Origin of the sequence: Streptomyces sp. NPDC001508, assembly GCF_040298665.1 — a bacterium.
Lineage (GTDB): Bacteria > Actinomycetota > Actinomycetes > Streptomycetales > Streptomycetaceae > Streptomyces.
This window is the reverse complement of sequence record NZ_JBEPAP010000023.1, coordinates 17,760-30,936: the sequence shown is the minus strand read 5'-3', so window position 1 is coordinate 30,936 and position 13,177 is coordinate 17,760. Positions and strand designations below refer to the sequence as shown.

Here is a 13,177-nt window from a genome sequence, read left to right as displayed (position 1 = left end):
GAGCGCCGGATACTGGCTGGTGAGACCGCGTACGAGCGTCACTCCTGAAGGGGCAGCGATCATGAAACCGATCAACCTCGTCCTCAACGTCCTGTGGTTGATCTTCTGCGGGATCTGGATGGCCATCGCCTACGCCGTGGCCGCGCTGATCTGCTTCGTCCTCATCGTGACCATCCCCTTCGGCATCGCCTCGCTCCGGATCGCCGGCTTCGTGCTCTGGCCGTTCGGCCGCACTACGGTGCCGAAGGAGAACGCCGGGGCACCCTCGTGCATCGGCAACGTGATCTGGATCGTCTTCGCGGGCTGGTGGCTCGCCCTCGGTCACCTGATCACAAGCATCCCGCTCTTCCTGTCGATCATCGGAATCCCCTTCGGCTGGGCGAACCTCAAGCTGATTCCGATCTCCCTCATGCCCCTGGGTCAGGAGGTCGTCCCGACCGATCAGGCCTTCGGTGGACGCTGACCCCGCTGCGCCGCCACGGACAGAAGTGAGATCCGGGCCCGCACTGTGTGGGCCCGTGGCAGGTCAGGAGCCGTCGTCTGTCCCCGTCGCCGTCTTCGAGACGGTGTCGTGCCAGGCGGCCTTCGCTCCGGAGTCGCCGATCCGGTAGACGTCCACCACCGCTCCCACCGCGACGGCCAGCGAAAGGACTCCCACGACGATCCGGACGGGCGGGGCCGACCAGCGCATACGGCCGCCTCGCACAGGCTCCGCCGGAACGCTCCTTGCCGCCCACCACACGACGGCGGCGAACAGGAACAGACCCAGGACCCAGGGCAGCAGCCCGTCACCCATCTCGGTGTGCCGCCGTACCAGCGCGTCGTTGTTCACGTGCCGTTCCAGCCACTCGCCGGCCTGTGTGGTCAACGGCACGCTGACCAGGGCGATCAGGGCGAGAAACGGCAGCAGCGGGCCCAGCCGCTGAGCTGCGCGCGGCCACAGCGCTGCCGCCACCAAGGCCAGTGCGGTGAGCGGTACCAGCACGACGACTATGTGAACCAGCAGGACATGGGCGGGCAAGCCGTTGATCAGACTCATCGCGACGCTCCTCAGCGTGGTGGGGCGCGCCAGCCTGGCACGGCAGCCTCTCAGTTTCCTCTCAGGCAGGACGATGACGAGGGACGTCGCTCAGGACGGGTCAGACGGTGCTCAGGACGGTTGTCACCGGTTGCGGCCGGCCATCCTTTCGAGTCGGGCGATGCGGTCGGCCATGGGCGGGTGCGTCGAGAACATCCTGGACAGTCCCTGGCCCGGACGGAAAGGGTTCGCGATCATCATGTGGCTCGCGGTCTCGATCCTCGGCTCGGGCGGCAGAGGCAGATGCTTGGTTCCCGCTTCGAGCTTGCGCAGGGCGTTGGCGAGGGCCAGCGGGTCGCCGGTGAGCTGGGCTCCGGAGGCGTCCGCCTCGTACTCTCTGGATCTGCTGATGGCCAGTTGGATGAGGCTCGCGGCGAGCGGGCCCAGGATCATGATCAGCAGCATGCCCAGCAGGCCGGGTCCCTCGTCGTCGTCGGAGCGGCCGATCGGGATCAGCCAGGCGAAGTTGACCAGGAACATGATCACCGAAGCGAGTGCGCCGGCGACCGACGAGATGAGGATGTCCCGGTTGTAGACGTGGCTCAGCTCATGGCCGATGACACCACGCAACTCACGCTCGTCCAGGAGGCGCAGGATGCCCTCGGTGCAGCACACGGCGGCGTTGCGCGGGTTGCGGCCCGTCGCGAACGCGTTCGGCGCCTCCGTGGGTGAGATGTAGAGGCGGGGCATGGGCTGACGGGCCTGCGTGGACAGGTCACGGACCATGCGGTAGAGGGCCGGGGCTTCGAACTCGCTCACCGGGCGGGCACGCATCGCGCGTAGCGCCAGTTTGTCGCTGTTCCAGTACGCGTACGCGTTCGTGCCGAGGGCGATCAGCACCGCGACGATCAGGCCCGTACGGCCGAAGAAGCTGCCGATGACGATGATGAGTGCGGACAGTCCCCCGAGGAGTACTGCGGTCCTGAGCCCGTTGTGCCGGCGGTGCACGGTACGCCCTCCAAATCGTGCAGCAGGGGAACCCTTTGCTTGCTGGTGTGTTTGCTGATCAGCGAAGCCACTGGTGCCGTGATGTCACGTCCAGTGGACCCTCCCGTACTGGTCAACGCCAGGCGAGGGCCGCGAGTTCCCTTGGGAGGGCGGCGCCGCGGCTCGGCCGTCCGGGTGACGGCGCCCGCTGCGGCGGGCACGCGCGCGTAACCCAGGTGCTCCACGCGCGCGTACGGGGTGCTCAGAACAGGCCGGTGCCGGCGAAGCGGAGGACGAGTTGGGGCGCCCCGGACAAGGCGATGCCGAGGGCTCCGGTGAGGGCGATGGCGGCCGTCAAGGGGGCGGGGACACGGTGCCGCGCGGGCTCTCCCTCGGGGGCACGGAACAGCAGCGCCGTCCACTGGAGGTAGTAGACGAGCGCGATGACCACGTTGACGGCCATGACGACGGCCAGCCAGCCAAGGCCCGCGTCGACGGCGGCCGAAAAGACGGTGACCTTCGCGAAGAGGCCGATGATGCCCGGCGGCAGCCCCGCGAGGCACAGCAGAAAGAAGGCCAGGAGCAGGGCGGTCAGGGGGTTCGAGGCGTACAGGCCGCGGTAGTCGCTGACGCGGTTGAGCGCCCTCGTGCGGCCCACCAGGGCGGCGACGGCGAAGGCGCCGAGGTTCACGGCGGCGTACATGAGGGCGTAGGCGACCGTGGACCCGATCGATTTCCGGGCGTCCGCGGAGTATCCGGCGGCGGCGATCGGGACCAGGAGGTAGCCGGCCTGGCCGACGGAGGACCAGGCGAGCAGCCGTACCGCGCTGTACGCGCGCGTGGCCTGCTGGCGCAGGGCACCGACGTTGCCGACGGTCATGGTGAGGGCGGCCAGCGCGGCGAGGGCGGGACCCCAGGCGTCGGCGTACGACGGGAAGGCGACGACGGTGACGAGGATGAGGCCGGAGAAGCCGACGGCCTTGCCGACGACCGACAGGTAGGCGGCGACGGGCAGGGGCGCTCCCACGTAGGTGTCGGGCACCCAGAAGTGGAAGGGCACGGCGGCGGTCTTGAAGGCGAAGCCGACCAGGGTGAGGACGACGCCGGTCTGGGCGAGCGTGTGGAGCTGTCCGTCGACGTGCTGGATGCGGTCGGCGATCCCGGTGAGGTAGAGGGTGCCCGTGGAGGCGTACACGAAGCTGATGCCCAGCAGGCTGACCGCGGTGGCGGTGACCGAGGACAGGAAGAACTTCAGGGCGGCCTCCGAAGACCTGCGGTCGCCGTGTCGGATGCCGACGAGCGCGAACGCGGGCAGCGAGGCGACCTCCAGGGCGACGACGAGGGTGGCGAGGTCCCGGGAGGCGGGCAGCAGGGCGGCGCCCGCGGCGGAGGAGAGCAGCAGGAACCAGAACTCCCCTTCGGGGAGTCTCCTGCGTCCGTCCTTGAGGGCGGTGACCGACAGCAGGGCGGCCAGGAGGGCGCCGCCGAGGACGAGGAACTGGATGACGAGGGTGAACCGGTCGGCCGTATAGCTGCACAGCCGTGGTTCGCCGCTCTGGCAGAAGGTGCTGCGGTCGGCGTCGAGGAGGGGCAGCAGCAGGAGGGCCGAGACGGCGAGCCCGGCCACCGCACACCAGCCGAGTACGGCCTTCTTCGCGTCGGGCAGGAACAGGTCGGCGACGAGGACTCCGAGACCGACGACCGCCGCGATGGTGGGCGGGGCGATCGCGAGCCAGTCGACGGACTGGACCAGCGACTCGGCCAGGGGCTGGGCCGGGTTGCTCATCGGGTGCCTCCTGCGAGGAGTTGCTGCACGGCCGGGTCGGTCAGGCCGAGGAGTGCCCTCGGCCACAGTCCGGCCACGACGGTGAGGGCGACGAGCGGTGTCCAGGCCGCGAACTCGTATGTGTGCACGTCGGCGAGCTTCGGGGCCTGTTGCGGTACGGGGCCCATGCAGACACGGCGGACCACGATGAGCAGGTACGCGGCCGTCAGCAGCGTGCCGAACGCGGCGATGGCCATGAACGTCAAGAAGGCGGGGCGGCTGAGGCCGGCCGCGGGCCGGAACGCGCCGAACAGGGCCAGCATCTCGCCCCAGAACCCGGCCAGTCCGGGCAGGCCGAGGGAGGCGACCGCGGCGAAGGCCAGCAGGCCGCCGAGGCGCGGTGCCTTGCCGTACAGCGCGGCGCCGACCGGAAGTTGATCCGGCGCGGTGGAGCCGCTCGTCAAGGGGCGGTGGTCGGGCGACGGAAGGGAAAGGGTGTCGAGGTCGGTGCTGCCCGTGCGCTCCTTGACCGCGCCGACCAGGAAGAAGAGGAGACCGGTGATCAGGCCGTGGGCGATGTTGGCGAACAGTGCGCCGTTGACGCCGGTCGGGGTCATCGTGGCGATGCCGAGCAGGACGAAGCCCATGTGGCCGACGGAGGAGTAGGCGATGAGCCGCTTCAGGTCGCCCTTCGCGCCCTGCTTGGCGAGGGCCAGGCAGGCCAGGGATCCGTAGATGATCCCGACGACGGCGAAGGCGGCGAGGTAGGGGGCGAAGGTGCGGAAGCCGTCGGGCGCCGCCGGCAGCAGAATCCGGACGAACCCGTACGTACCCATCTTCAGCAGGACGCCGGCCAGCAGGACCGAGCCGACGGTCGGCGCGGCGGTGTGGGCGTCCGGCAGCCAGCTGTGCAACGGCCACATCGGCGTCTTGACCGCGAGCCCGATCCCGACCGCCAAAACGGCGATGACCTGCACGGATGTGGTCAGCGACCGGCCGTTGTCAGTGGCGAGTGCCATCATGTCGAACGTGCCCGCCTTGATTCCGATCAGGAGCAGGCCGAGCAGCATGACGACGGACCCGAGCAGGGTGAACAGGATGAACTTCCAGGCGGCCTGGGTCCGCCCCTCGCCGCCCCAGCGGGCGATGAGGAAGTACATCGGGACGAGCACCATCTCGAAGGCGAGGAAGAACAGCAGCAGGTCGAGAACGGCGAAGGTGGCGAGGGTGCCGGACTCCAGCAGGAGCAGCAGGGCGACGAATGCCTTCGGGGACGGGCCCGCAGGCATCTTGAAGTAGGAGTAGATCGCGCAGAGGAAGGTCAGCAGCGCGGTCAGGACCAGAAGGGGGAGGGAGATGCCGTCGATGCCGAGGTGGATCCGCACGTCGAGTGCGGGGATCCAGCTGATGTCGGTGGTGGCCTGCATCTTCGACGGATGGCCGTGGTCGAAGCCGAGCGCGAGGACGATCGCGGCGGCGAGGATGACACCGGTCACGGTCACGCCGTGGCGCAGCACGGCCTGCTCGGGCGACTTCCCCTTCAGCCCGGGCGGTGCGGGCAGCAGAGCGGCGGCGGCGCCGAGGAGCGGGCCGACGACGACAAACGCCAGAAGGAACTGCATCACGGACTCGTTGATATCGATCACGCCTGCTCACGCTCCCGTGGCGACGAGGAGGACGGCGACCGCCAGGACGACGGTGCCGGCGAGCAGCGCGCTCACATAGGTCTGTACGTTGCCGGTCTGGGCGCGTCGTACGGCGGCCCCGAGCAGCCGGGGCAGCGCCGCCGCGCCGCGCACGTAGGTGTCGACGACCTCGCGGTCGAGGAACCGGACGAGACTCGCTCCGGCCTGGACCGGTCGGACGAACAGCGCCGCGTACACGGCATCCAGGTGGAAGCCGGCGGCGGCGGACCGGTGGAGCGGACCGAGCAGCAGCCGTCCGGGATCGGCCGGATCGGGGGCGTGGGCCACGTCGCCGTAGGCGGGCCGGTGGGTGGCGATGGCCTCCGCCTCGACCAGTGCGGCGTCGGCCTCGGGGTGGGCGGCGACCGCCCCCATCGGGGTGCGCGCGGCCAAGGCGGTGGTGCGCTGCCAGGCACCGTAGGTGACCAGCCCGCCCGCCAGGGCGAGGCCCGTGCCCAGCACCGAGGTGGTGAGGGTCGGGGCCAGGCTGCCACCGCCGAACCAGTCGGGCAGCAGCCGGAACACGAAGCCGCCGAAGGCGAGTGACGGGATGGCGAGCACCCACAGCACGACGGTCATGGTGAGCGGCTGACGGCCGTGGTCCGGGGCCTCGTTTCCCCGGCCGCGGAAGGCGAGCAGCCACAGGCGGGTCGCGTAGGCGGCGGTGAGGAGGGCGGTCAGCAGGCCGGCGAGCAGGACGATCCAGCCCGCGCCGCCGGGGGCGTGCTCGGTGTGGCCGGTGGCGACGTGCTCGGCCGCGCCGAGGACGGACTCCTTGGAGAAGAAGCCGCTGAAGGGCGGGATCGCGGCGAGCGCGAGGAGCGCCACGGTCGTCGTCCAGTACGCGTCGGGGACGCGGTCGCGCAGACGGCTCATGCGGGACATGGCGGCCAGTGAGTTGGTGCCGGCGGCGTGGATGATCACGCCGGCGGCGAGAAACAGCAGCGCCTTGAAGGCGCCGTGGGACAGGAGGTGGAAGACGGCGGCGCCGCGGTCGCCGACGGCCAGGGCGCCGGTCATATAGCCGAGTTGGCCGATCGTGGAGTAGGCGAGGACGCGTTTGATGTCGTCCTGGGCGAGCGCGGCGAGCGCCGAGCCGGCCATGGTGACGGCGGCCATGACGGCGAGGACGACCATCGCGGCCGCAGAGGCCTGGAAGACGGGGAGGAGACGTGCGACGAAATAGACACCGGCGGCGACCATCGTCGCGGCGTGGATCAGCGCGGAGACGGGCGTGGGGCCCGCCATCGCGTCGGGGAGCCAGGTGTGCAGCGGGAACTGCGCCGACTTGCCCGCCACGCCCGCGAGGAGCAGCAGGGCGATCACGGTCGGGTGGTGGAGTCCGCCGCTGGTGACGGTGCCGAGGACCCGCGTGATGCGGAAGGACCCGGCGTCGGTGGCGAGGGCGAACAGGCCGATCAGGAAGGGCACATCACCGAGCTTGGTGACGAGGAAGGCCTTGAGGGAGGCGGCGCGGGCCTCCGGGGTCTCCCAGTAGTGGCCGACCAGGAAGTAGGAGCAGATGCCCATGACTTCCCAGCCGACCAGCAGCACGATCAGGTCGCCGGAGTAGACGACCAGGAACATCGCGGAGGTGAAGAGGGAGACGAGGGCGGCGTAGGAGGGGTAGCGCGGGTCGTCGCGCAGATAGCCGGTCGAGTAGACCTGCACACAGGTGGCGACGAAGCCGACCAGGAGGGCGACGAGGGCGGCGAAGCCGTCGATGTGCAGGGCGAGTTCGATCGGGACCGAGCCGGTGGGCGTCAGCTCGGTGGCGGAGTCGATGGCGTCGCCGCCGCCCTGCCGCACGGCGACCAGTACCGCCAGCAGCAGGGAGGCGAGGGTCGGCAGGACGGCGAGCGGGCGGACGAAGCCGGGGGCCGTACGGCCGAGCAGCAGCCCGGCCGCGGCGCCCAGGAACGGCAGGAGGGGGACGAGGACGGCGAGGGCGGTCGTGGTCACGCGGTGGCCTCAGCCTTCTCGGCGGCAAGGTCGCCGCTGTCGGGTCCGTCGCTCGCGTGGCCCTCGGCGGTGTCGCGGAGCCGGTCGATGTCGGAGGTGCCGCGGTTGCGGTGGACGGCGAGGACGATCGCCAGGCCGATGCCGATCTCGGCGGCGGCGATGGCGATGGTGAACAGGGCCAGGGCCTGGCCGGAGTGCAGGGTCTCCGCGGCGGCCTTGCTGAGCCAGACGTCGAAGGCGACCAGGTTGAGGTTGACGGCGTTGAGCATCAGCTCGACCGACATCAGGACCAGGATCGCGTTGCGGCGGGCGAGGACGCCGTACAGGCCGGTACAGAACAGGAGGGCGGAGAGCACGACGGGATAGGCGAGGTGCATCAGCGGGCTCCTTCGTCTTCCTCGGCGGTGGCCCGGCCGTCGCGGGCGCCGGGGACCTGCGGGCCGGCCGCGTCCGCCTTCGCCTTGCGGGACAGGACGATCGCGCCGACCAGGGCGGCCAGGAGGAGGACGGACAGGGCCTCGAAGGGAAGGACCCAGTGCTGGAAGAGGCTTTCGCCGGTGACCTTCGTCGTTCCGGCGGCGGCACCGTCCAGGTCGATCCAGGTGGTGCGGAAGGCGTCGACGACCACCCAGACCAGGGCGGCTGCGGCGGCGACGGCCACGGTGAGGGCGGCCCAGCGGTTGCCTGAGTCCGCGTCCGGGGAGCGGCCGATGGGGGCCTTGGTGAGCATCAGACCGAACAGGAGGAGGACGACGACGGAACCGACGTAGATGAGGACCTGCACCCAGGCGATGAACTCGGCGGTGAGCAGGAGGTATTCGACGGCGAGGCCGCCGAGGGTGACCACGAGCCACAGCGCGGCGTGCACCAGTTGCCGGGTGGTGACGGTGACGAGCGCGGCGCCGAAGGTGACCAGGCCGACGAGGAGGAAGGCGATCTCGACACCCGTCGGGGACAGGAAGCCGTGGGTCGGGGCGGCGAGGCTCACGTGTCTCCCTCCTGGGGCTCGGCCTGGGCGGCGGCCAGCTTCTCGGCGGTCTTGCGGGCGGCGGCGATCTCCTTGGGTTCCTCCGCGCCGGCGTCGAGGGCGGGCGGGGCCGGGACGGTCCACATCCACTCGCGGAGCTTGTCGCGTTCGTGGGTGAGTTCGCGGATGTCGGTCTCGGCGTACTCGAACTCCGGGGACCAGAACAGCGCGTCGAAGGGGCAGACCTCGATGCAGATACCGCAGTACATGCAGAGGGAGAAGTCGATGGCGAAGCGGTCGAGGACATTGCGGCTGCGGTCGCGTCCGCCGGGGGTGGCGGCCGGGATCGTCTCCTTGTGGGAGTCGATGTAGATGCACCAGTCGGGGCACTCGCGGGCGCACAGCATGCAGACCGTGCAGTTCTCCTCGAACAGGCCGATGACACCGCGGGTGCGGGGCGGGAGATCGGGCTGGACGTCGGGGTACTGCTCGGTGACGGTCTTCTTCGTCATCGTGCGCAGGGTGACGGCCAGGCCCTTGGCGAGGCCGCTGCCGGGGATGGGGGCCATGGCTACTGGATCACCACCTTGACGATGCCGGTGAGGGCGATCTGGGCGAGGGAAAGGGGGACGAGGAGGGTCCAGGAGAGCTTCTGGAGCTGGTCCTCGCGCAGCCGCGGGTAGGTGACGCGGAGCCAGATGACCAGGAAGGCGAGGAGCGCCGTCTTCAGCAGGGTCCAGACCCAGCCGAGGCCGTCGGCGCCCCACGGGCCGTGCCAGCCGCCCAGGAACAGGACGGTGGTCAGACCGCACAGGACGATGATTCCGGCGTACTCGGCGAGCAGGAACAGGGCGAAGCGCAGGCCGGTGTACTCGGTGTACGCGCCGAAGATGATCTCCGAGTCGGCGACGGGCATGTCGAAGGGCGGGCGCTGCAGTTCGGCGAGGCCGGCGACGAAGAAGACGAGCGCGCCGACGATCTGCCAGGGCAGCCACCACCACTCGAAGGCGTCGAGGATGCCGGGGAGGGAGACCGTGCCGGCCGCCATCGCCACGGAGGCGGCGGCGAGCAGCATCGGAAGTTCGTAGGCGAGGAGTTGGGCGGCGGTACGCAGGCCGCCGAGGAGGGAGAACTTGTTGGCGCTGGCCCAGCCGGCCATGAGCGAGCCGAGGACGCCGACGCCCATCACGGCGAGGACGAAGAAGACGCCCGCGTCGAGGACCTGGCCGACCGCGCCCTCGCCGGGGCCGATCGGGATGGCGAGCAGGACGAGCAGATACGGGAGGAGGGCGACGGCCGGGGCGAGCTGGAAGATGCGGCGGTCGGCGCCGTTCGGGACGATGTCCTCCTTCTGCGCGAACTTGACTCCGTCCGCGATGAGTTGGGCCCAGCCGTGGAAGCCGCCGGCGTACATCGGACCGAGGCGGCCCTGCATGTGCGCCATGACCTTGTGCTCGGTCTGGCCGACGATCAGGGGGAAGGTGAGGAAGACGACGAACACGACGAGGAGTCGCAGGGCGACGTCCAACACGCCGTTCACTGCGGGCCTCCTATGGGGGTTTCGGGGGCGGGGTCGTCTGGATCGGGAACGTCGGGGGCAGGGGCGCCGGTGGCGGGACCGGCCGTGGACGGCTCGTCCGAGGAGTCCGATTCCCCGGGGGCCGGCCCCTCGCGCCCGGGCTCCGTGCCCCCGAGCCCCTGAGACGCCTTTCCGTCGGCCCCGGCCTCCTCAGCCGCCGTTCCGTCGGGCCGGGGTGCCTCGGACGCGGGCTCCTTGGAGGCCGGCTCCTCTGACACCGCTTGCTCGGGCCGGGGGTCTCCGGGCGCCGCCTCCCGGGCCGTCGGCTTGTCGATCACGGGTTCGCCGGCGTCACCGCCGGCCTGGGCGTGGGCGTTGGTGTCCGACGGCGCCTCGGCCGCTCGGCCGGATTCCGGCACCGGACGCGTCTCCGTCCCCGGGCTCGTCTCCTCAGCCTCGCGAGCCCCGCCGTTCTCCTGAGCCCGGGGGATCTGGCCGCTCTCCTCAGGCCGGGGTGCGTGACCGCTCTCCTGAGGGACCTGGCCGTTCTCGTCAGCCCGGGGTGCGTGGCCGCTCTCCTCAGGCTGAGGGGCCTGGCCCTTCTCCTCGGGCCCCCAAACCTCGCCCTTCTCCGGGGTTTGCGGGGCGGCCTCGGTGGGGTTGAGTTCTGCTTGCGGGGGCCGGGGTTGTCGCGGTTCGTCGAAAGCGGGGCGAGCGTGGTGCCAGGGCGCGTCCGAGCTGCGGGGCGCCGTGGGTCGGGCGGAGCGCCGGGCGGCCGTGTCGGATGCCGTGGGTTCCTGCCCCGCCTCGGCGTGCGCACCGGCGCGCTGTGAGGCGGACCCCTCCGACGCGCTGCGCGAGCGGCGGGGACCCGCGGGCGCCGACGGCTTCGCCGCTGCCGCGGTGTCGGTCGGTTCGGCCACACCCGACGTCCCCGACACCTGACCCGCCTGCTCGGTCTCCCCCCCTGCCTCGGCCCGCTCAGCCTGTCCCGCCCGCTCTACCGCCTCGGCCCGCTCAGCCCGCTCAGCCCGCTCAGCCCGCTGGGAAGCCGATCCCTGGCTCGCGCTGCGGGCGCGGCGCGGGGTGGTCGGGGTGGTGCGCTCGGCTCGCTGCGCGGCCGCTCCTTCCGAGGCGGTGCTCGCCGCACCGGGTGCGGATGCCTCCGGGGGCGCCGCCCCCTCGGCTGCCACCGCGCCCGCGGTCTGACCGGCGGAACCCTCCGCCGCCGAACCCGACCGACCAGATCCGGCCGTATCCGCCTGGCTCACGGAACCCTCCGCCGCCGAACGGGACCGGCGCGGTCCAGCAGCGCCCGTCTGACCGGCGGAACCCTCCGCCGCCGAACCCGACCGACCAGATCCGGCCGTATCCGCCTGGCTCACAGAACCCTCCGCCGCCGAACGGGACCGGCGCGGTCCGGGAGCGCCCGTCTGACCGGCGGAACCCTCCGCTGCCGTATGCGACCGGCGGGGTGGTCGGGTGGGTGTGGCGGCGGGCTCGGTCGGTGCGGTGGAGGCTTCCGCCGTGGTACGGGTGCGGCGGGTCGGACGGGTCGGGGCCGGGGGGAGTTGGCCCTTCAGGGGGCCCCATTCGTTGGGGTCGGGGACGCCGGGGGGAAGCATCTGGCGGCGCTTGGGGCCGCCGTGGTCGGACTCGCCCGGTTCCTTGGCGCCCGGCCATGCCTTGGCGACGCGGGCGGCCAGGACGAAGTCCTTGCGCAGGGGATGGCCCTCGAAGGTCTCGGGGAGCAGGAGGTGGTGCAGGGCGGGGTGGCCTTCGAAGCGGACGCCGAACATCTCGTGCGTCTCGCGCTCGTGCCAGGCGGCGCCGGCGTAGACACCGACGGCGGAGGCCAGCGCCGGCGCCTCGTGGGGGACGGTCGTGCGGAGCAGCAGGCGCCGCACCGGGGCCAGCGCGACGACGTGCGCGGACACCCTGAAGCCCGTGCCGGGTTCGTCGACCGCGCTCAGCCAGTCGAAATAGGTGCAGGTCAGGGTCGTACGCGCGGTCTCGAGCGCGGGGATCCAGGACTGCGGCGGCACGTCGACGGTGAGGACTTCGTAGGACTCCTGCGCCGTGGCCTCGGGGCCGAAGAGTTCCTCGACGGGGGCGGGGAGCCAGCCGACGGCGGTCATCGCGCGCCTCCCTCCGCGGTCGGCGGGCGGACCAGGCCGCTCTGCAGGGCGGCGGTGGACGGCCGGCCGGCCTCGTAGCGCTCGCCCAGCGACTCCCCGGCGATCTTCTCCTGGAGCTTGAGGATGCCCTGGAGCAGCGCCTCAGGGCGGGGCGGGCAGCCGGGTACGTAGACGTCCACCGGGATGATCTGGTCGACGCCCTTGGTGACGGAGTAGGAGTCCCAGTAGGGGCCGCCGCAGTTGGAGCAGGCGCCGAAGGAGATGACGTACTTCGGCTCGGGCATCTGCTCGTACAGTCGCTTCACCGCGGGCGCCATCTTGTCCGTGACCGTGCCGGAGACGACCATCAGGTCGGCCTGGCGGGGGCCCGGCGCGAACGGGATGACGCCGAGGCGGATGAAGTCGTGGCGGGCCATCGACGCGGCGATGAACTCGATCGCGCAGCAGGCGAGGCCGAAGTTGAAGACCCAGAGCGAGTAGCGGCGGCCCCAGTTCAGGACGATCTTCATCGGCTCCGGGGCCAGGCGCGCGAGTGCGCCGAGCCGCCCGCTGCCTTCGGCGGGGGGACGCCCGGGCTCGGGGAGCAGCACTGGCTCGGCAGTGGTGCGGGTCACGTCCATGTCAGGACGCCCTTCTTGTATGCGTACAGCAGGCCCACGGCGAGGAAGCCGAGGAAGACGAACATCTCGACGAGCGTGGTCCCGCCGTATCCGTGGTCGGCGAAGACGGTCGCCCAGGGGAACAGGAAGACCGAGTCCACGGCGAAGATCACGTAGAGGAAGGCGTACACGTAGTAGCGGACCTGGGTGTGGGCCCAGCCCTCGCCGACGGGGTCGACGCCGCACTCGTACGTGAGCAGTTTCTCGGGTGTGGGAACGACGGGGCGCAGCAGCCGGCCGGCGCCGAAGGCGACCCCGACGAAGAGCACGCCCATCAGCGCGAGCAGTCCCACGACCGAATAGGACCGGAAGTAGTCCGCCGCGACGACGGCGGTCGAGTCCCCCAACGTCTCCCGCAACGTCCGTCCCTCGCTCCCTGACCAGGTGACCTGAGTGCCTTGGTGAATCCTGTGACGCGACACGATTCGACGACCTGTACGCACGGGAGTCTAGGCCCTGATAAAGAGACGGTAAGCA

13 protein-coding genes are annotated in these 13,177 nt (G+C 71.2%); 1 reads left to right on the top strand and 12 read right to left on the bottom strand.

The features are described 5' to 3' along the window. Positions 1–61: 61 nt before the first annotated feature. Positions 62–463: a YccF domain-containing protein gene (locus ABT245_RS21370; protein ID WP_351735825.1), complete on the top strand. Its 402-nt coding sequence runs from the start codon at positions 62–64 to the stop codon at positions 461–463. 63 nt (positions 464–526) lie between these two features. Here the strand turns inward: ABT245_RS21370 and ABT245_RS21365 are convergent, their stop codons facing one another. The 12 genes from ABT245_RS21365 to ABT245_RS21310 all read right to left on the bottom strand — a co-directional run bounded on the left by ABT245_RS21365 (position 527) and on the right by ABT245_RS21310 (position 13,059). Further along, positions 527–1,039, bottom strand: a complete 513-nt coding sequence (locus ABT245_RS21365) for a DUF2231 domain-containing protein (RefSeq protein WP_351735823.1) — start codon at positions 1,037–1,039, stop codon at positions 527–529. 123 nt (positions 1,040–1,162) lie between these two features. Next, positions 1,163–2,026 carry a zinc metalloprotease HtpX gene (gene htpX / locus ABT245_RS21360; protein ID WP_351735821.1) on the bottom strand — a complete coding sequence of 288 codons (864 nt, stop codon included), beginning with the start codon at positions 2,024–2,026 and terminating at the stop codon, positions 1,163–1,165. A gap of 241 nt (positions 2,027–2,267) precedes the next feature. After that, a complete protein-coding gene (locus tag ABT245_RS21355; protein ID WP_351735819.1) occupies positions 2,268–3,791 on the bottom strand; it encodes an NADH-quinone oxidoreductase subunit N in 1,524 nt (507 codons plus the stop codon). Beyond that, positions 3,788–5,416, bottom strand: a complete 1,629-nt coding sequence (locus ABT245_RS21350) for an NADH-quinone oxidoreductase subunit M (protein ID WP_351735817.1) — start codon at positions 5,414–5,416, stop codon at positions 3,788–3,790. The genes ABT245_RS21355 and ABT245_RS21350 overlap by 4 nt, the downstream gene beginning before the upstream one ends. A 6-nt stretch (positions 5,417–5,422) precedes the next feature. Beyond that, positions 5,423–7,417, bottom strand: a complete 1,995-nt coding sequence (locus ABT245_RS21345; RefSeq protein WP_351735815.1) for an NADH-quinone oxidoreductase subunit 5 family protein — start codon at positions 7,415–7,417, stop codon at positions 5,423–5,425. Then, the gene (nuoK, locus tag ABT245_RS21340; RefSeq protein WP_351735813.1) at positions 7,414–7,794 is read right to left on the bottom strand and encodes an NADH-quinone oxidoreductase subunit NuoK; all 381 of its coding nucleotides are present in this window, start codon (positions 7,792–7,794) and stop codon (positions 7,414–7,416) included. Before nuoK ends, ABT245_RS21345 begins: the two co-directional genes overlap by 4 nt. Further along, positions 7,794–8,405: an NADH-quinone oxidoreductase subunit J family protein gene (locus tag ABT245_RS21335; RefSeq protein ID WP_351735811.1), complete on the bottom strand. Its 612-nt coding sequence runs from the start codon at positions 8,403–8,405 to the stop codon at positions 7,794–7,796. The genes nuoK and ABT245_RS21335 overlap by 1 nt, the downstream gene beginning before the upstream one ends. Next, positions 8,402–8,953 carry a NuoI/complex I 23 kDa subunit family protein gene (locus ABT245_RS21330; protein WP_351735809.1) on the bottom strand — a complete coding sequence of 184 codons (552 nt, stop codon included), beginning with the start codon at positions 8,951–8,953 and terminating at the stop codon, positions 8,402–8,404. Before ABT245_RS21330 ends, ABT245_RS21335 begins: the two co-directional genes overlap by 4 nt. 2 nt (positions 8,954–8,955) lie before the next feature. Further along, on the bottom strand, positions 8,956–9,924 hold the full coding sequence (locus ABT245_RS21325; protein WP_351735807.1) for a complex I subunit 1/NuoH family protein: 969 nt from the start codon (positions 9,922–9,924) through the stop codon (positions 8,956–8,958). Then, entirely contained in the window at positions 9,921–12,041 is a 2,121-nt protein-coding gene (locus ABT245_RS21320) for an NADH-quinone oxidoreductase subunit C (protein ID WP_351735805.1), read from the bottom strand. The genes ABT245_RS21325 and ABT245_RS21320 overlap by 4 nt, the downstream gene beginning before the upstream one ends. Next, positions 12,038–12,661: an NADH-quinone oxidoreductase subunit B gene (locus ABT245_RS21315; protein ID WP_351735802.1), complete on the bottom strand. Its 624-nt coding sequence runs from the start codon at positions 12,659–12,661 to the stop codon at positions 12,038–12,040. Before ABT245_RS21315 ends, ABT245_RS21320 begins: the two co-directional genes overlap by 4 nt. After that, positions 12,652–13,059: an NADH-quinone oxidoreductase subunit A gene (locus ABT245_RS21310; protein ID WP_351735800.1), complete on the bottom strand. Its 408-nt coding sequence runs from the start codon at positions 13,057–13,059 to the stop codon at positions 12,652–12,654. The genes ABT245_RS21315 and ABT245_RS21310 overlap by 10 nt, the downstream gene beginning before the upstream one ends. Positions 13,060–13,177 lie beyond the last annotated feature (118 nt).

What these genes read in the sequence shown, in the direction of transcription:
- ABT245_RS21370 (WP_351735825.1), top strand. Translation starts at nt 62, where the DNA reads ATGAAACCGATCAACCTCGTCCTCAACGTCCTGTGGTTGATCTTCTGC.
- ABT245_RS21365 (WP_351735823.1), bottom strand. Translation starts at nt 1,039, where the DNA reads ATGAGTCTGATCAACGGCTTGCCCGCCCATGTCCTGCTGGTTCACATA.
- ABT245_RS21355 (WP_351735819.1), bottom strand. Translation starts at nt 3,791, where the DNA reads ATGAGCAACCCGGCCCAGCCCCTGGCCGAGTCGCTGGTCCAGTCCGTC.
- nuoK (WP_351735813.1), bottom strand. Translation starts at nt 7,794, where the DNA reads ATGCACCTCGCCTATCCCGTCGTGCTCTCCGCCCTCCTGTTCTGTACC.
- ABT245_RS21330 (WP_351735809.1), bottom strand. Translation starts at nt 8,953, where the DNA reads ATGGCCCCCATCCCCGGCAGCGGCCTCGCCAAGGGCCTGGCCGTCACC.
- ABT245_RS21320 (WP_351735805.1), bottom strand. Translation starts at nt 12,041, where the DNA reads ATGACCGCCGTCGGCTGGCTCCCCGCCCCCGTCGAGGAACTCTTCGGC.
- ABT245_RS21315 (WP_351735802.1), bottom strand. Translation starts at nt 12,661, where the DNA reads ATGGACGTGACCCGCACCACTGCCGAGCCAGTGCTGCTCCCCGAGCCC.